Genomic DNA, 23,987 nt, shown 5'->3' on the forward strand with positions numbered 1-23,987 from the left:
CCCAATGTTTAACCCTGATAAATACCGTTCAGTCACCTGGCTGAAGGGCGGGCGCGTATACCCGCAACTTGACTGTTTCGGCATTGTGAACGAGATACGCCGCGACCTGAATTTACCCGTCTGGCCCGATTTTGCAGGGGTCACCAAAGACGACGGCGGCCTCGACCGGGAAGCGCGCAGGATGATGCTTACCCTTGAGCGCTGCGAACCCTGCGAAGGGGCCGGGGTGGCCTGTTATTCCGGGTCGACTGTCACCCACGTAGGGATCGTGGTCAGTATCGATGGTCTGCTGCATGTGGCGGAATGCAATCCGGGAACGAACGTCACCTTTCTGCCGTTGCCGCGGTTTAAGCGGCGATTTGTCAAAGTGGAGTTCTGGCAATGACCATTCGTTTTTACCCGTCCCGGCTTCCCGGTGAACCACTCGAAACGCATGAGCATGGTGTAACCAGTATTCGCAGCTGGCTGGTGGCAAATGTTGAAGGCTACGAGGATCGGGATGTCCCACCGCTGACCGTTGAGGTTGAGGGGCTGTTAATTCCGCCAGGCGAGTGGGCTAAGTGTGTGATTCGCCCTGATAGTGATGTCAGGCTTTATCCGGTTCCCTTCGGGCTGGAGGCAGCCACAATCGCGTGGATCGGCGTCGGTATCTCCGTTGCCGCTGCAGCCTATTCGCTGTTTATGATGAGCAACATCGATACGGGAGGCTATACCTCATCTACAGGGCGGAGTCTCGACCTGAACCCGGCAAAGGCGAATACCGCAAAACTCGGTGATGCCATTCGTGAGGTTTTTGGCCGGGTGCGTATCTACCCTGATTATGTGGTGCAGCCGGTTACCCGGTTTGATGCCGCCGATCCTACGAAAATGCGCGTCCAGATGCTGCTGTGTCTCGGTGTCGGTGATCTGATTTATACCAATGGCGATATCAGGGTTGGCAGTACGCCAGCTTCAACGCTACCGGGATTCAGCAGCACCCATTACCCGCCAGGCGCGGACGTTTCCGGTGATGAGCGCAGCGAAAACTGGGTCAACTCCACCGAAGTTGGCGGGACGTCATCCGGCACCGGGCTGGATATGGCCCAGACGTCGCCGGACGCAGACGACATTATCGCAGACAGCATGACCGTCTCCGGATCGAGCGTGACGTTTACGGGGCTGGATACGGATGATGATGACGATAATGACGAGAACGATAACGCACTGCCGCCCAGCTGGGTCGCTGGCGCCGTGGTCGAACTTAAAGCCCCGGCGAACTACCAGATCACCACGGCGGCCGGATACAGCGTTATCGCAAGCCCGCTGCTGACGGAGATCGCGCCGGTAGTAGGTATGCCGGTGACGCTGGGGTTTAACTCTGTCGATTACGATCTGTTTATCGCGTCATATACCCCCGGTCAGGCTGCAGTGCCCGGCACCGGGGGGAGTGCGGCAAAAGTCCAGGCCAGTGCGGCCCCGACCACCTACGATTTTTCGACCAGCTCCAGCACGTTCACGATCACCTGGCAGGGGGTTACCTACCCGGTGTCGCTGGTGGCTAACTACGTCTCGATGTCGGGACTGCTGGCGGCCATCACCGAGGGACTCACCGGCTCCGGCCTGGTTGCGCAGGACAACGGCGGCACCGTACTGATAACCGAGTCGGCCAGTCCGTTCGCGGGTGGGGCGATCACGTCCTCTTCGCTGCCTGCAGCTGTTTTCGGTGATGCCCCGGTTTACACCTCCGGCACGGCATCAACCGGCGGCAGCCCGGCGGTAACGGCGAATGTGACACTCGCCTATAACTCTGCCACGGGCACCGCATTCTCCGGGATGCCGGAGGGGGTGCAACGGCTTTCACTTGCTCACCGCGGGAATGAGTACCGGATTGTGTCAGCTGACGGCACGACGGCGACGGTGGCGCGCCTGGTTTCCGGTGCCGTTGATGAATCATGGCCGGGATTCACCGCCAGGACGATGATCGACTATGAGGCCACTGGTCTTAACGACACGCTGAGCTGGCTGGGGCCGTTCCTGGTTTGCCCTGAGAATGAAGTGGTGGATGCATTCGAGGTGAATTTCTCCTTCCCGAACGGCATCTGTGGCTTTGACAGTAAGGGCAAAAAACGGATCCGCCACGTGGAGTGGGAGATACAGTATCGCGTCTACGGTTCCGGATCGGGGTGGGTGAGTCACCAGGGCGAGTATGCGCTTAAAAACGTCAACGGGTTAGGTTTCACTGAGCGGATCACCCTCAGCTCTCCGGGGCTGGTAGAGGTTCGCTGCCGTCGGCGCAATGAGCAGGGCTCAAACAACGCGCGAGACAGTATGTACTGGCAGGCGCTGCGCGGGCGACTGCTGACGCGCCCTTCATCCTATCCCGGCGTGTCGCTGATGGCGGTGACCGTTGAGACGGGGGGCAAATTGGCGGCTCAGTCGGACCGCCGCGTAAACGTTGTGGCCACGCGCGCCTATGACTCAGGAACGGCCAGAACTATCTCGGGTGCTCTGCTGCATGTCGGAAACTCGCTGGGGCTGGAGATGGATGTCGACACCATCAACGCGCTGGAGTCCGCGTACTGGACGCCACGGGGGGAAAATTTCGATTTTGCTACCGGAGACAGTATCTCAGCGCTGGAAATGCTGCAGAAGATAGCCAATGCCGGGAAGTCCCGCTTTCTGTTAAGCGATGGCCTGGCGACGGTCAACCGTGAGGGGATTAAGCCATGGACTGGCGTGATCACTCCGCATGAGATGGTGGAGGAGCTGCAGAGCGGATTTACCGTGCCCTCAGATGATGATTTTGATGGTGTCGACGTGACGTACATCAACGGGACTACCTGGGCAGAGGAGACCGTTAAATGCCGGACGCCTGATAATCCTACGCCGGTGAAAATAGAGAATTACAAACTCGATGGGGTACTGAATCAGGATCACGCCTACCAAATCGGGATGCGTCGCCTGATGAAATACCTGCAGCAGCGGGTGACGTTCCAGACCACTACCGAGCTGGACGCGCTGTGCTACAACACGGGCGATCGCATAGTGCTCACGGATGATATTCCGGGCAACAACACGATTTCCTGTCTGGTGGAGGCGATGACAACGGCTGGTGGCGTGACAACGTTCACCGTCACGGAGCCGCTGGACTGGTCTTTCGAAAATCCCCGCGCGCTGATCCGTTATCAGGATGGCTCTGCATCCGGGCTGATGGTGGCGAGCAGGGTGGGTGATTTTCAGCTGTCAGTCCCGCACCTGAGCGAGTTTGATGATCCCATGCGGGTTGACCTGTCGTCGGCAACCATCGAGCCGATCCGCCTGGTGTTCTGCGGCTCAACGCGCCACGTCTACGACGCCATTGTAGAGGAGATCGCGCCGCAGTCTGACGGCACCTGTCAGATCACCGCAAAAGAATACCTCGAATCGTTCTACCAGTACGACGACGCCACATACCCCGGCGACGCTGCTTAATACCAAAAAAATCCCTTTCAACTTTTCTTTCGCTCAAACCCTCGTTTGGGCGAACGCCTTTTTTGGAGCAAAAAACATGGCCTTTAACCCGGAGCTGGGGAGCACGTCTCCCGCTGTGTTGCTCGATAACGCCGAGCGTCTGGATAAGCTGGTCAATGGTGAACAATCCACGGTGGATGACCGCAGCGGAGAGCCTCTTCCTACCTGGCGCGGGATCACTGCTGATATTGAAAGCGTGCTCGCGTCGCTTGATACCTCCAACTCAACATTTCCGGATGAGCCATCCGGGATAGCAGGCACAACAAACGGGCAATATTTCCGTACGCCGCAAGGGACCGAATCGCCTGTGGCCTTTCGATATTTTGTTAATGCAAATGGTGTTGCTCAGGAGGTTGCGTGGCTGCTGGGCGCTCAGCGCTTTTTTGACTTTCTCTACCTTTTTAACTCCATGTTCAGTAGCAGTGGTGTTGATGGGTTTGACGCTATTTTTTCCAATACGCAGGGGCAGTATGTCGGTGGTATTGATTCCTCTGGTGCCCTGAACTTCGGGAAGATGATCGCGAACCTCGCAGCGTTTGCGTCAGCTGATATCAAGTCCTTGACGACGGAATCAATGAAGCTGGCGAGCGGGGCTGAGGTGACCTCAAATATCCCGCCGGGATTTGAATGGGCGCTCATGAGCCTGTTCGGCAGCGCTGCTGTTGGCCTGAAAGACGACGGCACCTTTGCGGCAGGGAAGCTGCAGGCACTGGTAGCCAGTATCGGGAAATTGACTGGTGACATCGTTTTACATGGCGGGGGGAAAACCACAGGCACATTACCCGAGGGTTTTCTGTGGGGCTGGATGGATGATTACGGGCGGGTTACACACGGCGGGAAAACCGATGGAAGCGTTGAATCCGGTACGATAAAAGTAAAAAAACTTATCGCCACTACCATCGAGTCAGACTCAATTCCGGCTGAAAAAAAAGAGATTAAATATAATCTCGCAGATCTTATCCATATCTGTATTTTTGGGCAGTCAGTAGGGACTGGTATTAACGCGATGCCGCTGCAGACTATCGCAGAGGTCCTGAATGCCTGGCGATTTATTGCCGGGGTGCGAGCCCAGGATGGAGCCGGAACGTCTGAAGAGAATCATGCCAGTATCGTACCGTACACTGAAACCTCCGCTGTCACCGGAGACGGAACCGGATATGAAACGCCACTGGGCGGGGCTGTAACCGCTATTCTTGATCGGCTTGCTGTCGATGCCGCGGGTTATACGCCAGGTGATGTTCAGTTACTGGCATCATCACCCGGTCAGGGTAGCCGTTCCATTTCAGAGCTGAAACAGCCAGCGGGCATTTACATGACCCGCCTGAAAGATGATATGGCATACGGCATGGCAAGAGCCAATGAGAAAGGCTGGACATATTCTCCTCATGCCATGATCTGGTCTCAGGGGCAGGCTGACCAGTCAGCAGGTACCCCCGCTGAAACATACATGGCCTCATTCGATCAGATGGTCGCTACTGTCAACGCCTACGTATCGTCTCTCGTGGGGAAAACCGTTGAGCTTCCCTGGTTTCTTGATCAGTTCAATTCATGGAAAAACCGCACTCCGAACACACTTTATCCGACGATCCCCCTGGCGGCATTGCAGCTGGCCCGCACACGGGATGATACGCGCCTTGTTCAGCCGACGTACATGTACGACTACTTCGATCAAGCGCATCTGCTGGGATTTGATTCAAAAATTTATGGATATCGATTTGGACTGGCTATCGTGCAGGAGATGCTGAGCGGGAAAAAATTCGAGCCGCTCTGGTCAAAGGACGTTTCTCTCCAGGGGGGCATAGCAAACATCTGGTATAACCCGGTTGGCAAACTAGTGCTGGATACCAGTATTGTCACCGATCCGGGTAATTACGGGTTATCGGTGATAGACCCTGACGGCAACGAACTCACGCTAGCCGAAGTTTCTGTCCACCTGAACCGCCTGCGCGTCCGTGCATCTGGCGGCATTCCCGCAGGCTCAAAAATCCGCCTGGGCTTTACTGGCGGCACCACCGGGACACTCCCGAGCCGAACCAATGGTCCACGCTGCTGCCTTCGTGACAGCCAGGGCGACACTATCAAATTCGACCCGAACGGCGTGGCGTATCGCATGGATAACTACGCAATCGTTGAAGAAATCACACTAAACTAAGAGGCACACATGGTCGCAAAATTAGGTTTTATCGTGGATGGTTCTGGCTGGGACCCGGCCAATATTATCGGCAGTATCTACCCTCAACCGACGGTCGCCAATATTGGGTTGCTGAATGCTGACGGGGTAACCATGCTGGCAGGGGCGGCACCGACACAAATCGGCTCACCAGTGATGGGTGATGGTTATCAGACGCTGAACGGCTATAACGCAGGGTATGATACGGGAATTGCAGATACACCGGTCAAGACCATGATGGCGCTGGTTAAACCAGTAATTAGCGGCTCGTTGCGGTCGCTGGGGATCGGCTCATATCACGGCGGTAATGGCACTCCGCCAGTGCCTCAGGGGGACACATTCGTTATTGACCCGGTTAACCTGACGGTCAGAGCGATTGGCAGCACGACAACAGGCGTGGCGACGTCATCTCTGGCCCTGACCGCAGCAGACCTGACAAAATTTTTTTTACTGGTTGCGGATTATTCAGCGGCAGGCGTACAGCTTCACATGTTCAGAGAGGGTGCCCTGGTCAGCGCAGCCCTGGCGCCATTCGCTACGAGGGCAATTCCGACATCCACGATCCGCCTGGGTATCGGGTATGATATTTCAACCGTGACGGGGGGATTGAACGGGCCGATTCAGGAATCAGCCTGGGGGATATGGTCTGGAGTGAATCTGACGACGGCAGAAAAAAACAGTATGTATTCGACGTTGAAAGATATGTTATCGGGTCAGATACCAATAAGTTAAAATAAGTCTCCACTTTTTGATGGTGGAAGGTTTGCTTTATCATTTTTAGTCAATGTTTTTTCATGTCATGGATGTAAGTGGTAAAATTAGCCCCTAATTAACAGGCTTTCAAAAGTTCCATGATGGTCCTTCGCTAGTCTTAAAAAAGAGAGGAAGACATCTCTTTTAAGGTTGCAATGTAAGGGGGCGGGGTATATTTTGTGTTTATGCATAATTACCCCCACCCATTAATGATTGGTTGTTTTCTTTACAATTCTTGTGGCAATAAAAGGGTATTTTCTGATAGCGCCATTTTTCTTAATATTTTTTATTAATTTTGTTCTGCTTGGGCTTGAAATAGTACCTCCGTCTAAAAATCCGGTAAGTTTAAATAATTCAAGAACGAAATTTGAAGGAAATCCCTCGGCAATGTGCAGAGTATCATTGTATTCAGCTATAAGCATCTTGAAATAAAACATACTTTGCTCTATTGCTCCATGATAATCAACCCCTTCAGCCTGGCCGATAATGTTATCTGCATCGTCCTTTATTGTTGTGCTATGAATTAGATTCCCTGATGAATGTGCTGGCAAAGGTAAGTAAGTCCAGTTAAGAATAAACTTAAAATCTCCTATGGTAAACATCAAAACATTCTTTCTCGTATTATTTTCTGGTGCTTGTGTACTTGATGAACCAATAAAGAGGGAGTAAAAAATCGTCGAACATGTACAGTCAAACTCACCGATACTTAACCTTCTGAATTTTCCTTTATTTTTGGCATTGTATTTTTCAATTGAGAGGTCTGGTGCTCTTCTGCTAAATACATGAATAAATCCTGAATTATTTTTTATTGCTGGAGTGACAATGTGAGTGTTTATTATTCCAGACGTAGGTATGTCAAGCGTCTGTTTTATGAAGTTAATGTTCTCCTTACTGTCCAAACTTTTATGAAATGAATATCTTTGCTGTTTTATTTCATTATCATTATTCGGCACCCCACCTGAGTCTCTATAAAATTGCGCATGCTTGCAATACATTAAAACATCGCCATTCTTTTTTAATTCAAACTTAAAAAGTGTTTTGTCGACCTTATCAACCTTTACTGTTACTTGCGTGATTGAAGGTTCGGTAAATAAATTTTGTTTTGAGCTATCTATCTTAAGGTTATTATCCATTTTATCATTCCTAAGTTATCAGGATAAATTTATTCTTTTATATGATAATTTAATACACTATTATACTATGCAAATCCAGATGATTTTTAAGTTTAATATATAATTCTCATCTTTATCAAGACTACAGGCAATGGAGTAGATGCCGTAGAGCGCTGCCGCAGGGTGATGGAGGTTGGATCAACCCGGCAGCAGGTGGCTGATGTAATAGGTGTAGACGTGAAAACAATCTACAAGTACCTCCCGGCGACTTGAAGACAAAGATTTCACTACTTTTCCTGATATGTTACGTTTGGCTTAATCAATTCATTCAGCTTTGAAAACAGTTTGGTTTGTTTGTGATGAGTAAGAAAATAATAAGTTTTAGAGATTTTCTAACTATTAACCATAACCTTATGCACATGTCCGATACATGGGCTGATTTGTGGGCGTTGATTTTTTACACACGTTTAAGTGCGGGAAGGCTGCTGTCACTCCGTTACGATGACATTGATGGTTGTTCGATAATGATACGGGAACCGGGACATCTGAAGGCGCTACGTGTTGAATCAACCCCTCCAGTGGAGGGGATCATTGCTCGTAGAAGAGAACGCTATCCAGAAGATGTTTTTTTATTTCAGAGCCATTCTAACCGTGTGAAGTACCAACGCCGGCCGGTCACTATAATTGCTTTCAACGCCGCTTTACGTCGCGCCGCTAGATCATTACCAGACGTTAACGTAAGCAGTAGTAGCGCGAGAAACATACCGGACTAACCGCCTGTCCAGTAGCGTGTGGCCGATGTGACAGGCGTGGGAGTGAAGACGATTTACAAATATTTGCCAGTACAATACGGCGATAAAAAATCCCCTTGAGCAGGCACACTCAAGGGGAAAATACTACATAACATCATTGCTGTGTGCGTCTTCGCACACCCCTATCTTCTAAGAAGGCGCCCAAAGCTTCCAGATATTTCTGGTCTGAGCAGTTAAAACATTGGATCGGCGGCCTATGTGATAGGAGGGGGTGAAGACGATTTATAAATATTTTCCAGCCGGTTAAGTTTGCTCACCTGCGAACCGTATGCAAGAGATCGCAGGTGAACAATTTGCTATGAAGGCATTGCCATAGCTGAAAAATTTTAACCTCGCATTGTTTGCAAAACCATCAAACAGCTAAGGCCTGAAAACACTTTCAGACTAACCTTACTCGTTACATCAATGTGTTACGTCAATGGCGTAAATTGATAGCCAGAGCCTATATTGATATGTCGCCCTGTTAAAACTACTGTATATAAAAACAGTGTTAATCTGAGCGAGTCAATTATGCAGTTTTACACGCCCGTTGAGTTACGTGAGATCATGCTGATCCCGTTGTACAGTGACCTTGTGCAATGTGGTTTTCCAAGCCCTGCACAGGATTATGTTGAGCAACGTATCGATCTGAACGAGTTGCTCGTTAACCACCCCAGTGCGACGTATTTTGTCAAAGCCGCCGGCGACAGCATGAAAGACGCCGGCATAGGGGAAGGGGATCTTCTGGTTGTGGATAGCTCAAGGACAGCAGTTCATGGCGATATCGTTATTGCTGCTGTGGATGGGGAATTTACCGTTAAGAAGCTGCAGCTGCATCCGCGGGTTCAGCTTAACCCAATGAACCCTGCATATTCGCCGATAGTCGTTGGTAGCGAGGATACTCTCGATGTGTTCGGGGTCGTAACTTACATCATCAAATCGGCTGGCTGAGATGTTTGCACTTTGCGATGTGAACTCATTTTACGCATCCTGCGAAACTGTTTTCCGTCCTGACCTGAAGGGGCGTCCGGTGGTCGTTCTGTCAAACAACGACGGCTGTGTGATCGCCCGCTCGCAAGAGGCGAAGCCCTTCGTCAAAATGGGCGAGCCTTATTTCAAGCAAAAGGACATGTTTCGCTGGCACGGTATTATCGCGTTTAGCAGCAACTATGAGCTTTATGCCGATATGTCCAACCGAGTGATGACAACGCTGGAGGAACTCTCTCCACGCTGCGAAATTTACAGTATTGATGAGGCATTTTGCGACCTGACAGGAGTTCGGAATTGTCGCGACCTTACCGACTTTGGCAGGGAAATTCGCGAGACGGTTCTGCGCAGGACGCACCTCACGGTCGGTGTCGGCATAGCCCAGACTAAAACCCTGGCAAAGCTGGCCAATCACGCGGCGAAACAGTGGCAGCGACAGACCGGAGGAGTGGTGGATCTGTCTAATCTTGAAAGGCAGAGGAAGTTGATGGCTTTGCTGCCGGTGGATGAGGTCTGGGGCGTCGGGCGCCGTATTAGTAAAAAGCTGGAGGCCATGGGGATTAAAACGGTACTGCAACTGGCGGATACCGATATCCGTTTTATCCGGAAGCATTTTAATGTGGTTCTGGAGCGAACTGTGCGGGAGCTGCGCGGAGAGCCATGTCTCGGTCTTGAGGAGTTCGCGCCGGTAAAGCAGGAGATTGTCTGTAGTCGCAGCTTTGGGCAGCGGATTTCCACCTACGAAGAGATGCGCCAGGCGATATGTTTATACGCATCCCGTGCCGCGGAGAAACTCCGAGGTGAACATCAGTACTGCCGCTTTATCTCTGCGTTCGTCAAAACCAGTCCCTTTGCGCTGAATGAACCCTATTACGGAAACAGCACATCGGTAAAGCTGCTAACGCCTACCCAGGACAGCCGGGACATCATCACCGCGGCGACGAAATGCCTCGATGCAATCTGGAAAAATGGGCATCGTTATCAGAAGGCAGGCGTGATGCTTGGTGATTTCTACAGCCAGGGCGTAGCGCAGCTCAACCTCTTCGACGACAACGCTCCACGGCAGAACAGCGAGAAGTTGATGGAAGTTCTCGATCATCTCAATGCGAAAGACGGACGGGGAACTCTGTATTTTGCAGGGCAGGGGATCCAGACTGCCTGGCAGATGAAGCGGGAAATGCTATCGCCACGTTATACAACCCGGTTTTCAGATCTACCAGTTGTCAGGTGACAGGGTCGATTAGCTCTGCTCCCTGATTCTTCACATTACCCACAGCGCGCGTTACGGCGTGCCATATAAACTTGTCGGCGGGTATAGCCCCGTCGACTGCTATCTCTTCAGCTTCCTTCCCGCCTATATCCTGGCGCATCCATTCACGTGCTGCCTCCGTTGACAAAACCAGTGGCCGGCGGTCGTGAATGTCGACCAGCCCCTGATCGGCCGCAGCGGTCACTATCAAAAATCCTTAAGCTTCGTCGCCGCGTTCAAAAGGCACACTGCCGATCGCCGCCATGAAGATGGGCTTGCCATCTTTACGGTGGATGAAATAGGGTTGCTTCTTGTCGCCTTCTTTTTTCCATTCGAACCAACCATCAGCAAAGCAGATCGCCCGGCCATGTTGCCACAGAGGTTTGAACATCCTGCTTGTCGCCGCGGTTTCTACTCGAGCATTAATCAGAGGCGGTTTATCCCACCACCCGGGTGCGTAACCCCAGTGAACCGGATCGAGGTGCAGCTGTTCGTCTCGTTCGCTCAGGAGCAAAACTTTAGTCCCCGGCGCCACGTTGTACCGGCCGATTGGTTCTGGATCATAGGCGATATCCCGCTCAGCTTCTTCTGCAAGATAAGCTAGGTATTCTTCGCGTGTCTGTGATTGGGCAAATCGTCCGCACATGGTTACCTCCAGTCTTCAGACTGAAAGTATAGAAGGTGTGGAGGAAACGTAGGAGGGGAACTCCGACAGCCATCTAACTGATGACTGTCGGAGATGACGTCAAAAACAATGTGTACAAAATTGTGTATTAAAATCAGGAAAATTGCACAATTTAAAAGTTTAACTCATTGTTTTTAATTGACAAAAATAATTATTTTGTAGGTGCTATCGTAGGGCATACCATTCCTTATGTTTCAGCGGGTTAGCCATGGCACCGAGAATATCGGAAATCACGTTGACGATAATAACCAGTGCGCCAATCACCATGACGCCGGCGGAAATCGCCGCATAGTCCTGCTGGCGGATCGCGTTGATCAGCCAGCGTCCCAGTCCGGGCCAGCTGAACACCATCTCGGTGATCATCGCCAGGGTGAGCATGGTGGAAAACTGCAGGCCGAGGCGCGGGATCACCGGCGGCAGGGCGTTGTGCAGTACATGGCGCAGTAAAATTTTGCGTCGCGACACGCCGCGGGTGGCAGCCGCTTTGACATAGTTGGTGTCATACACCTCGCTGGTGCTGATGCGCATCAGGCGGATCACCTCGGTGGTGGGCGCCACCGCCAGGGTCAGCACCGGCAGCACCATATGCCGCGCGGCGCTGACGATCATCTCATGGCGCCATGGCGAGTCCGAGATCCAGGCGTCAATCAGCGCAAAACCGGTGACGGTTTTCACCTCATACAGCAGATCGAAGCGGCCAGAGACCGGAAACCAGCCAAGAGTCAGTGAGAAGAAGAGGGTCAGGAGCAGCGCCAGCCAGAACACCGGGATCGAGAAACCAACCAGCGCGACGGCGCTGATCAGGGTATCAGGCCATTTGTTGCGCATTACGCCGGCGATCATGCCCACCGGAATGCCAATCAGCAGGGCAAAGCCGAAGGCGAGGATGCACAGCTCCATGGTCGCCGGGAACACCTCGCGCAGCTGCTCAGAAATCAACTGGCCGTTAATGCTGGAGACGCCAAAATCCCAGTGCAGCACCCCTTGAAACCAGAACAGCCACGCATTCCACAGGGAGGCGCCCTGTAGCGGCGCATGAGGGGTGAAATAACTCAGGCTGAAGCCGATAAAGGTCAGAAAAAAGAGGGTGACCAGCAGCAACAGCAGACGACGCAGGGTAAAAATAATCATGGTTTTTTCACCTCTTCGGTTTTCTCCCGCGATACGCCAGCGAACGAAGCGTTACCGAAGGGGCTGAGCACGAGGCCTTTCATATCATAGCGATAGGCCTGCAAACGCAGCGAGGAGGCCAGCGGCAGGACCGGCAGTTCGCGGGCGAGGATCCGCTGTGCCTCTTTGTAAGCGTCCATCCGCGAGGAGAGCTGTTGCGAAAGCAGCGCTTTTTGCAGCACGTCATCAAATTCCCGGTTACACCAGTGGGCAAAGTTGGTTTGTGAGGCGATCGCCGCGCAGCTCAGCAGCGGCCGGAAAAAACTGTCCGGATCGTTACTGTCCGTCGCCCAGCCGGAGAGCGTCAGGTCATGGTTCATGTCCATCAGCCGCGCCTCCTGGAAGCGCCCCTCCACCGGCATGATGATCACCTTGACGCCAATCTGCGCCATATCCGCCTGGATCAGCTCCGCCGTTTTCAGCGGGCTGGGGTTCCATGCCTGAGAGCTGGTGGGCACCCACAGCTTGAGGGTCAGATTTTCCAGCCCCAGGGCCTTCAGGCGGGCGCGGGCTTCCTGGGGATTGTACTCAGTAATTTTAGCGTCGTTATCGTAGGCCCACGAGGCGCGCGGTAGCATGGATGCCGCCGTCTCTGCGGTGCCGTAGTAGATGGACTGCATCAGGCGCTGGTTGTTAATAGCCAGCGCCAGCGCATGCCGCACCTCAGGGTTGTCCAGCGGCGGCTTGGCGGTGTTGAAGGCCAGCCAGGCAATGTTCATTCCCGGGCGCAGCGTCAGGCGCAGGCGCGGATCGTCGCGCAGGATCGTCAGCTGGCTGGCGGCGGGCCAGGCCAGCACGTCGCATTCCCCGGTGAGCAGTTTCGACAGTCGGCCGGTACCACCGGAGCCGAGGTCCACCACCACCTGCGGCATCAACGGTTTGCCGCGCCAGTAGTCGGGGTGACGCTGCAGACGGATATATTGCCCGGAGCGGTACTCGGACAACTGGAACGGACCGGTACCGACCGGCTGGCGATCCAGCTGCTCCTGGCGGTCGTCTTGCGTTAAGCGGGCGGCATATTCGGCAGAGGTAATTGACGCATAGTGAGTGGCCAGATGCCAGAGGAACGAGGCGTCCGGCCGCTTGAGGCGAAACTCCACGGTCTGATTATCCAGCTTACGCACACTCTCCACGCTGTCAGCAAACTGCAGACTGTCGAAGTAAGGGAAGCTGCTGCCGTTGACGTTGTGCCACGGATGGTCGCGGTTAAAAATACGGCCAAAGGTAAAAATCACATCATCCGCGTTGAAGTCCCGCGTCGGGGTAAACCATGCCGTGCGTTGAAACGGGACATGGCGGCGCAGGTGGAAGCGGTAGGTGGCGCCGTTATCAAGGACTTCCCAGCTCTCCGCCAGCTCGGGGACCAGCCGGTAGGTATAGGGATCGACGTCAAGCAGACGATCGTAGATCTGAGCGGCCAGCGTATCGACAATCAGGCCGCTGCTGACTTTCTGCGGATTAAAGGTATTCACCTGGCCGCTGACGCAATAGACGAAACCGCTGTCGCGGATATCGGCGCGGTCAGGGAGCACAGGGGCGGCAAAGGCCTGCCCACACAGCAGGGAAACGGCTGCCAGGAGAGATGACAATTTCAGGCGCATATTTTCTGTTTGATTATAGAGTTGAACTCTATCTTATTAAGATTTATAGACATTCACCACCGCCTTCAACAAGCCTGAGGGATAATGCGGTTACCGGGAGCGTATAGTATTCAGTCAATTGATTAAAATAGTAGCGGAACCGAGTCTGTATATTGAAACATGGTAACTTTTTATCGCCGATATCGCCAGTCAGGTCTGTTTGGCCGCGGTTTGCCAGACGATGAAACAGACGCTGACGCCGGGGAGATATATTCAGTATAGCGGGGAGAAAGCAGAGGGACTGACGGGCAGAGGGCGAGCCCGTCAGAAAATTAAACAGAGGGTTTCGCTCGCTTATCGTGACAACGTCACTTTTTGGTAATCCATATTCCGCAGGTCCTCCAGCAGCCCGGGGCCAACCGGCTGCCACTGCAATCGCTCACGGGTCCATGCTGAGCTGGCGCGCAGGTCAAGGGCGGTAAACGGCGCAAACCAGCCGAACCAGGCGTCGACCTGCGACTCATCCAGGTGGGTCAGCGGCAGGTTTAATCCCTGAGCAATTACCGTAGCAATATCGCGTAACGCGATCCCCTCTTCGTCCACCGCATGGTAGCGCTCGCCGGCCGCGCCCTGCAGCAGGGCGCTAACGTACAGTCGCGCGACGTCATTGACATGGGCGGCGGACCAGCGGTTGCTTCCCTCGCCGCGCAGGGCCACCGCCCCGTTGGCGACCGCGCGTTCGATATAGCTGGTCAGTAGCCCCTGGCGCACGGTGTCATGCACCTGCGGCAGGCGAACCACCCGAACATCCACTCCCGCCTCCAGCAGTTGCTGACCGGCGAGCTCAGAGGCGGTGCGCGGGCTGGGGTGCCCTGAGTTGAAGAACGACTCCCGGGCCGGGACGCCGCTCCCGTCGTCGCCCATCAATGTGCCGGAGGTGATGACCAGCGGCCGCGCGCTGCCTTGCAACGCCCGACCCATGGTCAGGATCGCCTGGCGGTCTTTCTCGCAGTTGGCGGCAAAGCGGCTGAAGTCGTGGTCGAAGGCGGTATGGATCACCGCGTCAGCGCCCTCGACGCCAGCCAGTAGCGAGTCCGGGGCGTCCAGCGTGCCGCGGTGCACCTCGACGCCTGCCGCTTTCAGGGTCTGCGCTGCGGTGTCGCTGCGCGCGAGGCCGATAACCTGATGGCCCGACGCCTGCAGGGCCGGAAGAATACGTGAGCCGATAAATCCGCTCGCGCCGGTAAGAAATATACGCATCATGGATCTCCTGAACGGGTTTCAGGCGTATCCTACCTGCGATGTCATACTATAAAAGTAGAGACATTATCGGGGTATAAATTCTAACAGGCAGAACCCACAGGCAGATGATGAACACTTCTGACAACCATGCTTTAGGCGATTTTCTCCGCGCCCGGCGCCAGCGCCTCGATCCGGCGACGTTTGGCTTCCCGGCGGGACGCCGGCGCACGCCGGGTCTGCGCCGCGAAGAGGTCGCGCAGCTCGCCAGTATCAGCCCGACCTGGTATACCTGGCTTGAACAGGGGCGCGGCGGGGCGCCCTCCCGCGAGGTGCTGGAGCGGATCGCCTGCGGTCTGCGGCTGACCACCCCGGAGCGCGAGCATCTGTTTATTCTCGCCTTTGGCCATCCGCCGCAGACGCGTCTGACGGTGACAGATGATATGACGCCGCGGCTGCAGCGGGTGCTTGACGCTTTTACTATTCCGGCGATTATCCGCACCGCCAGCTGGGACGTCATCGCCTGGAACGCGGCGGCGGCCAGGGTGCTGACCGACTACAGCCAGCTACCGCTGGCGGAGCGCAACGTACTGCGTCGCCTGTTTACCCGACCTGAAGCCCGCTGCACGCTGGAGGACTGGCAGACGGTGGGGCAGCTTATCGTCAACGCTTTTCGCGCCGACGTCACCCGGATGGGGGCGACGACGGAAACTGACCAGTTGATCGCTGAACTCACGCAGCAGAGCGTTGAGTTCGCCCGTTTCTGGCAAAGCCATGACGTCGCCGGCCACGGAGAAGGCTATAAGCGCATTCACCATCCGCAGATGGGCCCGCTCGATCTGGAGTTCACCTCTTTTGCCGTGGAAGGCCGCCCCGATCTGTCGCTGCTGGTTTTCAACCCGGCGACGACGGAGAGCCAGCGCAAAATTCACGGATTGCTTGCGGGGGCGGGATCCTCGCCGGGAGCGCGCTGAGGCGTAAATTCGTACAGCGCCAAAGCGTTGCTTTCCAGCGAGTCGACCCGCAGCCAGTGTCCGTCAAGCCGGGCATCTTCCACACTGAGCGCCGGACGAGCCCGATGCATCAACCACTGGTAATCCTCAGCGTCGGGGCCGCTGCGGCTGCGAAAGGCGTCGACCAGCGGGAATAACGCGCCATGATGCTGATCGAACAGGTGCTGTTTGACGCGCCAGCCGCCCTCCAGGCCCTGCAGCCGCACGCTGTAGGGCTGGCTGAAACGCTGGATAAAGGCCGCTTCGCTGGAGAGCCAGGGATTGTAGACCACCGTATTGCGCAGCAGCAGCTGGTAGTGCCCCTGGTGGTGAAGCAACAGCAGGTTTTTATCCTGAAACAGGATCTCGCCGCGCAGCCGCCGCCAGAGCCACAGTACCCAGTAAACCGGGCGAGGCAGCCCGTGCAGATAGTGCAGCGCCAGGCTGGAGGTATCGAGCTTCCCGTTAGCGCGGGCTTCGCCCTGGAGGCCTGAATTTAACCAGAAGCCCGCCAGCCAGACCTGGTCCGCCACCCCCAGCAGATTATCCATCAACAGCGCGCCGCGAAAAAAGCGGCCGTTGGTATCCCGCGTATCGCCGGTCAGGGTATTCCAGGAGAGCAGCCACAGCGGCAGGTTAAGCTGTCGCTGGCGCAGGGCGCTGTGGATCTGCCGCAGCTTGTGCAGCGGATAATGTTCGCTGGAGGCCAGGCGGCTGCTGTCTGCCTGCGCCAGATCCAGCTGTTCGTTGGCATCTGCCTGGCAGGCGAGAAAATCCGCCTCCGCCAGCAGCGGTGAGTGAAACAACGGATCGTTACCGGGATCGCTGGGAGCAAAGCGGTGCCAGATCCCCAGCTGCGGCTGCGGCAGCAGGCGGCGAAGAACCTCGCGCTGCTGGCGCCAGGCCGCCTGGCGGGCCGCTTCGCTGGCCTGCGGCGACCAGTGCCAGACAAAGCGCCAGCTGTTGAGCGTGGCCGGCGGAAAATGGTTGGCGGCGAGCAGCAGAAACCGCTGCAGCAGGTCGCTGCGGGTGGTGACGCCGGTGTGGAGGATCACGTTCCAGCCCATCGCCGCCAGCCAGCTAAAAATCTGCTGCAGGTTATACCAGCAGGCGTAGCCGGCCATCTGCGGATCGTCCCAGCCGGTGCCGAACAGCCGGCTGCTGAGAAAGGGATCGTTGATATCGATGGCATACACCGGCAGGGCGCGGTGCAGCTGCTCCAGTTCCCGGCGCACATCCTCCCGTAGCAGGTCGTCCAGCTCGCGCACGGTCACCACCATCCGGGTATGGCGCAGCACAGCGGCGCGCGCCGGGCGATCGTGCAGGTTGATCTCCCGGGTCTGCGGCGGATTGATCGGCAGCGGGGGACTTTCCCGGTCGCGTGGTTCCGGTTCATTGAGGCGAGCATAGAGCCGGTCGACAGCGACCAGCTGCCAGCGGTCGGCCTGCGGCGGACGCGGTCGGGCAAGCTCCCGGGGATGCTGTTCACGATACTGGCGCGGCGTCACGCCGTGCTGGCGCTTAAACAGATCGCTCATCATACGGTTACTGGCGAACCCCTGTTCGCGGGCGATTTGCTGGGCGGGTTTGCGGGTGGTCAACAACTGATCGGCGGCGTGGCGCAGGCGCAGCGCGGTGAGGTACTGAACAAAACTCACCCCGACTTCTTTGTGAAATAAGCGTGACAGCCAGGCCTCGGAGACAAATTCCGCTGCCGCCACCTCCTGCAACGAGAGGCGGCGCTGATAGTTGGCGTCGATCCGCGCCACCACGCTGGCTATTCGCCGGCTCCAGTTCTCCGCTCCGCGGCGCGGCGTGGAGGCGATGGGCTGGCTGAAGCGCGTGGCCAGCAGGAGCGCTATCTCACTCAGCCAGCGGTTGGCCTCGAGTCGGTAATGGCCGGGATGCTTGACCAGGCCGCTCACCAGCAGCTGGCGCATCAGGCGGCGCAGGCCGTCCTCCGCATCCCGGGTGCGCGGCGTTATCTGATAGTCGACAGCAAAAAAAGCGCTGTCAAGGCGGGTCAGCCAGCTGGCGGAAAGGGTCAGGATCATCACTGCGTTGGTACCGGCGCTGCGCAGACTCCAGCGACGGTTGCGGTTAACGATCGCCAGCTCGTCGGCGGCGAGCGGCTGCGGCACACCTTCCGCCTCCGTCAGATTTACGCTCCCCTCCAGCACCCATAGCAGCGTCAGCAGATCGCCTTCTGTCTGGTTCAACTGACGTACATCGCGCACGGTGACGCTAAAGTCGCCTGAATGCTGCTCCACGTGACACTCCTCCGCAGACAAAAAACAACCCGTTATTTTTTGTCATAACTGATATGTATGAAAAACAGTCATTGATTTCTCGTCAATATAAAACAAAAAAGCGCACCTGAAAGCTGTTTCACCCGCATAAACTCGAAAGTGTCGTGCAAACACAACACAGGAATAACAAAAATGACACATCCGTTGCTTGAAGCCTTGCAGGTCAACGAGGCGCAATTTATTGCCCTGCGTCGCCAGTTCCACCAGCAGCCGGAGATCGGCTTTGAAGAACATCAAACCAGCAATGAGGTCGCTCGACTGCTTGGCGAGTGGGGATACGAGGTTCACCGCGGCCTGGCGGGCACCGGAGTGGTGGGCACGCTGCGCGTCGGCCACGGAAAAAAACGCCTCGGCCTGCGGGCGGATATGGATGCCCTGCCGATGCAGGAGCGGAGCGGGAAGCCGTGGGCAAGCCAGGTTGACGGGCGTTTCCACGGCTGCGGCCATGACGGGCACACCACCACGCTGCTCTACGCGGCTGAATATCTGGCGCGCACCCGCCAGTTTACCGGGACGCTGCAGCTGATTTTCCAGCCCGCGGAAGAGCTGTTGTACGGCGGGCGAGTGATGGTCGAGGACGGTCTGTTTGACCGGTTCCCCTGCGATGCCATCTTCGGCTTGCACAATATGCCGGGTCAGCCGCTGGGCAAGATCGGCCTGCGCGACGGGGCGATGATGGCCTCCTCCGATACGCTGCATATTGAGGTGAAAGGCGTTGGCGGCCACGGCGCGGTACCGGAGCATACCGTGGATGCCACGCTGGTCGCCTGCCATATCACCCTCGCGCTGCAGTCGATCGTCTCGCGGAATATCACCCCGTTCGAACCGGCGGTGGTCACCGTCGGCAGCATCCAGGCCGGACACGCGCCCAATATCATTAACGATCACGTGCTGATGAAGCTCACGGTGCGCACCCTCAATGAGCAGGTGCGCGAGACCGTGCTGCAGCGGATCCATGATATCGCCGTGGCTCAGGCGGAGAGCTTCAACGCCACGGCCACGCTGACGCACGTCAACGGCAGCCCGGTATTGCGTAACGATCCGGCGGCCAACGCGATGGTGCGGCAGGTGGCGACATCGCTGTTTGGCGCAGAGCAGGTGGGCGAGGTGAAGCCGTTTATGGGCAGTGAAGATTTTGCCTTCATGCTGGAACAGCACCCGCATGGCAGCTATTTCACCATCGGCGCTGGCGATGAGCCGGATCGCTGCATGGTCCATAACCCGGGCTACGACTTCAACGACGCGCTGTTGCTGACCGGGGCGGCGCTGTGGTGCGGTCTGGCGGAACACTATTTGCGTTAATCACCGGAAACAGGAGGGCCATGCGATGAGCACTGTCACCGTGAGCGACACCCCCTTTGTCGGCAGCGATCGCCTGCTGGTGGGGATTGTGCTAAGCGTTTTAACCTTCTGGCTGTTTGCCCAGTCGGTGATTAACGTGGTGCCGGCGATGAAAAGCAGTCTTGATATCTCCCTTGAAACCTTAACCCTGGCCGTCAGTCTCAGCGCGCTGTTCAGCGGCTGTTTCGTGGTCGCCAGCGGCGGCCTGGCGGACAAGTTTGGCCGGATGCGGATGACCACCCTCGGACTGGGGCTGAGTATCGTCGGCAGCGCCATGCTGGTGGTCGCTCAGGGGCCGGGGCTGTTCCTGGCCGGCCGGGTGCTGCAGGGGCTGTCGGCGGCGTGCATTATGCCGGCGACGCTGGCGCTGATTAAGACCTGGTATGAGGGGCGTGCGCGGCAGCGGGCGGTCAGCTTCTGGGTCATCGGCTCGTGGGGCGGCAGCGGTCTCTGTTCCTTCGTTGGCGGAGCCATTGCCACCGGGCTCGGCTGGCGCTGGATCTTCGTCTTCTCCATTGCCGTCGCTCTGCTGGCGCTGTTTTTGCTGCGCGGCACGCCGGAGAGCCGCAGCGCCAGCGCCAGCCAGCATAAGCTGGACGTCGGCGGTCTGCTGAGCCTGATTGCCGCGCTGGTGCTGGTGAATTTGTTTATCAGCAAGGGCCATGGCTGGGGATGGAGCAGTCCGCTGTCGTTGACCATGCTGGTCGGGGCGCTGGCGGCGGGGGCGGTATTTATCCGCAACGGCATGCGCAAAGGCGAGGCGGCGCTGATTGATTTTGCGCTGTTTCGTAACCGGGCCTACGGCGCGGCAGTGCTGTCGAACTTTCTGCTCAATGGGGCGATTGGCACCATGATGATCGCCAGCATCTGGCTGCAGCAGGGGCACCACCTGACGCCGCTGGAGAGCGGGATGATGACCCTCGGCTATCTGGTGACCGTCCTGGCGATGATCCGGGTGGGCGAGAAGCTGCTGCAGCGCTATGGCGCCCGGCTGCCGATGATGGCCGGGCCGGTGCTGACCGCGATTGCCATCGGCCTGATATCCTGCACTTTTCTCGATAAGGCGCTGTATATCGGGGTGGTGTTCGCCAGCAACGTGCTGTTTGGCCTCGGGCTGGGCTGCTACGCCACACCCTCAACGGATACGGCGGTGGCCAACGCGCCGGAGAACAAAATCGGCGTCGCCTCGGGGATCTACAAGATGGGCAGCTCGCTGGGCGGGGCGATGGGTATTGCCGTGACGGCGTCACTTTTCGCGCTGTTTTTGCCGCTGGGCATGGCCCATGCCGCCCAGTATGCCCTGTGGTTTAACGCCGTCTTATGCCTGGGGGCGATGGCGGTGAGCGCGCTGCTGCTGCCGCGCGCCTCTCACAGCTGATGTTTTTTCAGTAGCGCGCGGAGCTGGTGATAGGTTAACCCCAGCAGCTCCGCCGCCTGCTTCTGATGATACTTCGCCTGCTGCAGACTCCGCTGCAGCAGGCGTTTTTCCTGCTGGAGCTGAAAATCGCGCAGATCCAGCGGCAGAGCGGGCAGCTCGTCCCCGGACGCGGCCTCCGGCACGGAGGCCGCGGTCTGACGGAAAGGGTTGAGGATAATGGCGTCCAGCTCGTGCTCGCTGTCGCCGTGGCGATAGACCGAGCGCTCGACGACATTCTTCAGTTCACGAATATTCCCTGGCCAGCGGTAGCCGAGCAGCGTTGCGGTGGCACGTTCGCTGAAGCCGGGAAACAGCGGCAAACCGAGCTCGCGGCACATCTGAATGGCAAACTGGTTGGCGAGCAGCATGATGTCGCTCTGCCGTTCACGCAACGGGGGGAGCTGTACCACGTCGAAGGCCAGACGGTCGAGCAGGTCGGCGCGAAAATGGCCTTCCTCCACCATCCGCGGCAGGTCAGCGTTGGTGGCGCACACCAGCCGGACGTTGACCTGCAGCGGCTGGCTGCCGCCCACGCGCTCTAGCTCGCCATATTCAATCACTCTTAACAGCTTCTCCTGCACCAGCATCGGCGCCGTCGCCAGCTCATCAAGAAATAACGTCCCGCCGTCGGCGCGCTCGAAGCGCCCAGGATGGCGCTTGCTGGCCCCGGTGAAGGCCCCGGCTTCGTGGCCGAATAGTTCCGAATCGAGCAAATTGTCGTTCAGCGCCGCGCAGTTCAGCGAGATAAACGGCCCCTGCCAGCGGCTGGAGAGGTAGTGAAGACGGTTAGCGATAAGCTCTTTCCCGGTGCCTCGCTCGCCGATGACCAGCACCGGCTTATCCAGCGGGGCCAGCCGGGAAACCTGTTCCAGCACCTCGAGAAAGCTGTTGGCCTCGCCCAGCAGATTATCCTTGTACTGCGCCATGATGAATTTCGCCATTAAGTAGTGTGATTAACCAGGTGACTGTAGCAATGCCCTGCACAATTCGCAACCACTCTGTTTAAAATCAATAAGATAAAAAGTTGGCACGTCATTTGTATTAGCTAAGCCACAGGTGAATGCCTGAAACCAGAACTATGAGGATTGAAATTATGGGTATTTTTTCTCGTTTTGCCGACATCGTGAACGCCAACATCAACTCCCTGCTGGAGAAAGCGGAGGACCCGCAAAAGCTGGTGCGTCTGATGATCCAGGAGATGGAAGACACGCTGGTGGAAGTGCGTTCCACGTCGGCCCGCGCGCTGGCGGAAAAGAAACAGCTGACCCGTCGTATTGAGCAGGCGGTCGCCCAGCAGGCGGAATGGCAGGAAAAAGCCGAGCTGGCGCTGCGTAAAGAGAAAGAGGATCTGGCCCGGGCGGCGCTGATCGAAAAGCAGAAGCTGACCGACCTTATCGCTCAACTTGATCATGAAGTGCAGCTGGTGGATGAAACGCTGGCGCGCATGAAGAAAGAGATTGGCGAGCTGGAGAACAAACTCAGCGAAACCCGCGCTCGTCAGCAGGCGCTTGCGTTGCGCCATCAGGCGGCGAGTTCGTCCCGCGATGTGCGTCGCCAGCTGGACAGCGGTAAACTGGATGAGGCGATGGCCCGCTTTGAATCCTTTGAGCGTCGCATTGATCAGATGGAAGCGGAAGCGGAGAGCCACCGCTTTGGCAAGCAGCAGACGCTGGATCAGCAGTTTGCCGAACTGAAAGCGGACGATGAAATCAGCGAGCAGCTGGCGGCGTTGAAAGCCAAAATGAATCAGTCCAACCAGTAAGTATGATTGCGCGGCGCGGCGTTGCGCCGCGGCTCACCCCCTGTAAGGAGTACACATGAGCATGCTTTTTCTCGCCATTCCGCTGACGCTGTTTGTGCTGTTTGTTCTGCCGGTCTGGCTGTGGCTGCACTACAACAATCGCGGCGCCAACGGCAGTCTGACGCAAAATGAGCAGCAACGGCTGCTGCAGTTGACCGATGACGCGAAGCGGATGCGCGAACGTATTCAGGCGCTGGAAGCGATCCTGGATGCTGAACATCCGAACTGGAGAGACAAATAATGGCCGGACTGGATCTGAATAAAAAACTGTGGCGTATCCCGCAGCGCGGGATGGTGAAGGGCGTTTGCGCGGGCATTGCTCAGCATCTTGATGTCCCGGTGAAGCTGGTGCGTCTGATTACCGTGCTGGCGATGATTTTCGGCCTCTTTTTCTTTGTCCTGGTGGCCTACATCATTTTGACTTTTGCTCTGGATCCGATGCCGGACAGTGAACTGTACGGTCACAAGGCGCCGAGCAATGGCGATCTGCTGGCCGCCGTGGATGCCGAACTGGCCTCCGGTGAACAGCGCCTGCGTGAAATGGAGCGGTATGTGACCTCCGACACCTTTACGCTGCGCAGCCGCTTTCGCCAGCTGTAAATCCTGTTTTTAACGAGTGAGGCAACGCATGAATAGCAAATGGCAACGCGCCGGGCAGCAGGTGAAGCCCGGTCTGAAAATCGTCGGTAAGCTGGCGCTGCTGACCGCGCTGCGTTACGGCCCGGCGGGCGTTGCCGGCTGGGCGGTCAAATCGGTCGCGCGTCGGCCGCTGAAAATGCTGCTGGCGGTGGCGCTGGAGCCGCTGCTCAGCCGGCTGGCCAACCGCGTCACGCGCGGGATGAAATAATGCCGCCGTGGGGAAGGCGCAAAAGGATTAACGTTGTCCTGCTTATCCCCGGCAG

The 23,987-nt window shown here is 56.6% G+C and carries 20 protein-coding genes and 2 pseudogenes; 15 read left to right on the top strand and 7 right to left on the bottom strand.

The window, feature by feature from the left end:
- The first annotated feature begins 4 nt into the window (after positions 1 to 4).
- From NKJ21_RS02125 to NKJ21_RS02140, 4 genes are all read left to right on the top strand, one after another.
- Positions 5 to 385 carry a hypothetical protein gene (locus NKJ21_RS02125; protein WP_004152651.1) on the top strand — a complete coding sequence of 127 codons (381 nt, stop codon included), beginning with the start codon at positions 5 to 7 and terminating at the stop codon, positions 383 to 385.
- Complete coding sequence (locus tag NKJ21_RS02130; RefSeq protein ID WP_254732679.1) at positions 382 to 3,450, top strand: host specificity factor TipJ family phage tail protein; 3,069 nt, start codon at positions 382 to 384, stop codon at positions 3,448 to 3,450. The genes NKJ21_RS02125 and NKJ21_RS02130 overlap by 4 nt, the downstream gene beginning before the upstream one ends.
- Positions 3,451 to 3,526: 76 nt before the next feature.
- The gene (locus NKJ21_RS02135) at positions 3,527 to 5,641 is read left to right on the top strand and encodes a hypothetical protein (RefSeq protein ID WP_085846221.1); all 2,115 of its coding nucleotides are present in this window, start codon (positions 3,527 to 3,529) and stop codon (positions 5,639 to 5,641) included.
- A gap of 9 nt (positions 5,642 to 5,650) precedes the next feature.
- Positions 5,651 to 6,391: a hypothetical protein gene (locus tag NKJ21_RS02140; RefSeq protein WP_040244200.1), complete on the top strand. Its 741-nt coding sequence runs from the start codon at positions 5,651 to 5,653 to the stop codon at positions 6,389 to 6,391.
- Between the two features lie 227 nt (positions 6,392 to 6,618).
- Here the strand turns inward: NKJ21_RS02140 and NKJ21_RS02145 are convergent, their stop codons facing one another.
- Positions 6,619 to 7,545: a hypothetical protein gene (locus NKJ21_RS02145; RefSeq protein ID WP_085846220.1), complete on the bottom strand. Its 927-nt coding sequence runs from the start codon at positions 7,543 to 7,545 to the stop codon at positions 6,619 to 6,621.
- A gap of 138 nt (positions 7,546 to 7,683) precedes the next feature.
- Between NKJ21_RS02145 and NKJ21_RS02150 the strand changes: the two are divergent.
- From NKJ21_RS02150 to NKJ21_RS02160, 4 genes and pseudogenes are all read left to right on the top strand, one after another.
- Positions 7,684 to 7,797 (top strand): annotated as a pseudogene (locus NKJ21_RS02150) (DNA-invertase); the annotation flags it as partial.
- Between the two features lie 77 nt (positions 7,798 to 7,874).
- Positions 7,875 to 8,297: a hypothetical protein gene (locus NKJ21_RS27735; RefSeq protein ID WP_025983156.1), complete on the top strand. Its 423-nt coding sequence runs from the start codon at positions 7,875 to 7,877 to the stop codon at positions 8,295 to 8,297.
- Positions 8,298 to 8,846: 549 nt separating this feature from the next.
- Positions 8,847 to 9,266, top strand: coding sequence for a translesion error-prone DNA polymerase V autoproteolytic subunit (locus tag NKJ21_RS02155; protein ID WP_002901812.1), 420 nt, complete (start codon positions 8,847 to 8,849; stop codon positions 9,264 to 9,266).
- A 1-nt stretch (position 9,267) separates the two neighbouring features.
- Positions 9,268 to 10,533: a Y-family DNA polymerase gene (locus tag NKJ21_RS02160; RefSeq protein ID WP_048270625.1), complete on the top strand. Its 1,266-nt coding sequence runs from the start codon at positions 9,268 to 9,270 to the stop codon at positions 10,531 to 10,533.
- On the opposite strand, the pseudogene NKJ21_RS02165 reads toward NKJ21_RS02160, so the two are convergent.
- The 4 genes and pseudogenes from NKJ21_RS02165 to NKJ21_RS02180 all read right to left on the bottom strand — a co-directional run bounded on the left by NKJ21_RS02165 (position 10,526) and on the right by NKJ21_RS02180 (position 15,249).
- Positions 10,526 to 11,197, bottom strand: a pseudogene (locus NKJ21_RS02165) (SOS response-associated peptidase). The gene NKJ21_RS02160 and the pseudogene NKJ21_RS02165 sit on opposite strands and share 8 nt — an antisense overlap.
- A gap of 204 nt (positions 11,198 to 11,401) precedes the next feature.
- A complete protein-coding gene (sapB, locus tag NKJ21_RS02170) occupies positions 11,402 to 12,367 on the bottom strand; it encodes a putrescine export ABC transporter permease SapB (RefSeq protein WP_008805241.1) in 966 nt (321 codons plus the stop codon).
- On the bottom strand, positions 12,364 to 14,007 hold the full coding sequence (gene sapA, locus NKJ21_RS02175) for an ABC transporter substrate-binding protein SapA (RefSeq protein ID WP_008805240.1): 1,644 nt from the start codon (positions 14,005 to 14,007) through the stop codon (positions 12,364 to 12,366). The genes sapB and sapA overlap by 4 nt, the downstream gene beginning before the upstream one ends.
- Positions 14,008 to 14,340: 333 nt before the next feature.
- Positions 14,341 to 15,249, bottom strand: coding sequence for an SDR family oxidoreductase (locus NKJ21_RS02180; protein WP_162499979.1), 909 nt, complete (start codon positions 15,247 to 15,249; stop codon positions 14,341 to 14,343).
- A gap of 107 nt (positions 15,250 to 15,356) precedes the next feature.
- On the opposite strand from NKJ21_RS02180, the gene NKJ21_RS02185 reads away from it, so the two are divergent.
- The gene (locus NKJ21_RS02185) at positions 15,357 to 16,199 is read left to right on the top strand and encodes a helix-turn-helix transcriptional regulator (RefSeq protein WP_008805238.1); all 843 of its coding nucleotides are present in this window, start codon (positions 15,357 to 15,359) and stop codon (positions 16,197 to 16,199) included.
- On the opposite strand, the gene NKJ21_RS02190 is transcribed toward NKJ21_RS02185, so the two are convergent.
- A complete protein-coding gene (locus NKJ21_RS02190; RefSeq protein ID WP_048964650.1) occupies positions 16,154 to 18,487 on the bottom strand; it encodes a helix-turn-helix domain-containing protein in 2,334 nt (777 codons plus the stop codon). The genes NKJ21_RS02185 and NKJ21_RS02190 overlap by 46 nt on opposite strands.
- Before the next feature lie 171 nt (positions 18,488 to 18,658).
- Here NKJ21_RS02190 and NKJ21_RS02195 point away from each other — a divergent pair, with 171 nt between their 5' ends.
- Both NKJ21_RS02195 and NKJ21_RS02200 read left to right on the top strand, forming a co-directional pair.
- Entirely contained in the window at positions 18,659 to 19,828 is a 1,170-nt protein-coding gene (locus tag NKJ21_RS02195) for a M20 aminoacylase family protein (protein WP_166716005.1), read from the top strand.
- A gap of 25 nt (positions 19,829 to 19,853) precedes the next feature.
- Positions 19,854 to 21,245, top strand: a complete 1,392-nt coding sequence (locus NKJ21_RS02200; RefSeq protein WP_008805235.1) for an MFS transporter — start codon at positions 19,854 to 19,856, stop codon at positions 21,243 to 21,245.
- Here the strand turns inward: NKJ21_RS02200 and pspF are convergent.
- On the bottom strand, positions 21,236 to 22,225 hold the full coding sequence (gene pspF, locus NKJ21_RS02205) for a phage shock protein operon transcriptional activator (protein ID WP_008805234.1): 990 nt from the start codon (positions 22,223 to 22,225) through the stop codon (positions 21,236 to 21,238). The two genes, NKJ21_RS02200 and pspF, sit on opposite strands and share 10 nt — an antisense overlap.
- A 152-nt stretch (positions 22,226 to 22,377) precedes the next feature.
- Here pspF and pspA point away from each other — a divergent pair, with 152 nt between their 5' ends.
- From pspA to pspD, 4 genes are read left to right on the top strand one after another with little or no spacing between them, the layout of a single operon-like run.
- Positions 22,378 to 23,046, top strand: coding sequence for a phage shock protein PspA (gene pspA, locus NKJ21_RS02210; protein WP_004203910.1), 669 nt, complete (start codon positions 22,378 to 22,380; stop codon positions 23,044 to 23,046).
- Between the two features lie 55 nt (positions 23,047 to 23,101).
- Complete coding sequence (gene pspB / locus NKJ21_RS02215) at positions 23,102 to 23,326, top strand: envelope stress response membrane protein PspB (RefSeq protein ID WP_002901911.1); 225 nt, start codon at positions 23,102 to 23,104, stop codon at positions 23,324 to 23,326.
- Positions 23,326 to 23,685 (top strand): envelope stress response membrane protein PspC, encoded by a 360-nt coding sequence (gene pspC, locus NKJ21_RS02220; RefSeq protein WP_004203911.1) that lies wholly within the window; start codon positions 23,326 to 23,328, stop codon positions 23,683 to 23,685. The genes pspB and pspC overlap by 1 nt, the downstream gene beginning before the upstream one ends.
- 28 nt (positions 23,686 to 23,713) lie before the next feature.
- The gene (pspD, locus tag NKJ21_RS02225; RefSeq protein ID WP_002901915.1) at positions 23,714 to 23,932 is read left to right on the top strand and encodes a phage shock protein PspD; all 219 of its coding nucleotides are present in this window, start codon (positions 23,714 to 23,716) and stop codon (positions 23,930 to 23,932) included.
- Positions 23,933 to 23,987 lie beyond the last annotated feature (55 nt).

It is taken from the genome of Klebsiella sp. SWET4 (assembly GCF_024296565.1).
Taxonomy (GTDB): Bacteria; Pseudomonadota; Gammaproteobacteria; order Enterobacterales; family Enterobacteriaceae; genus Klebsiella; species Klebsiella variicola.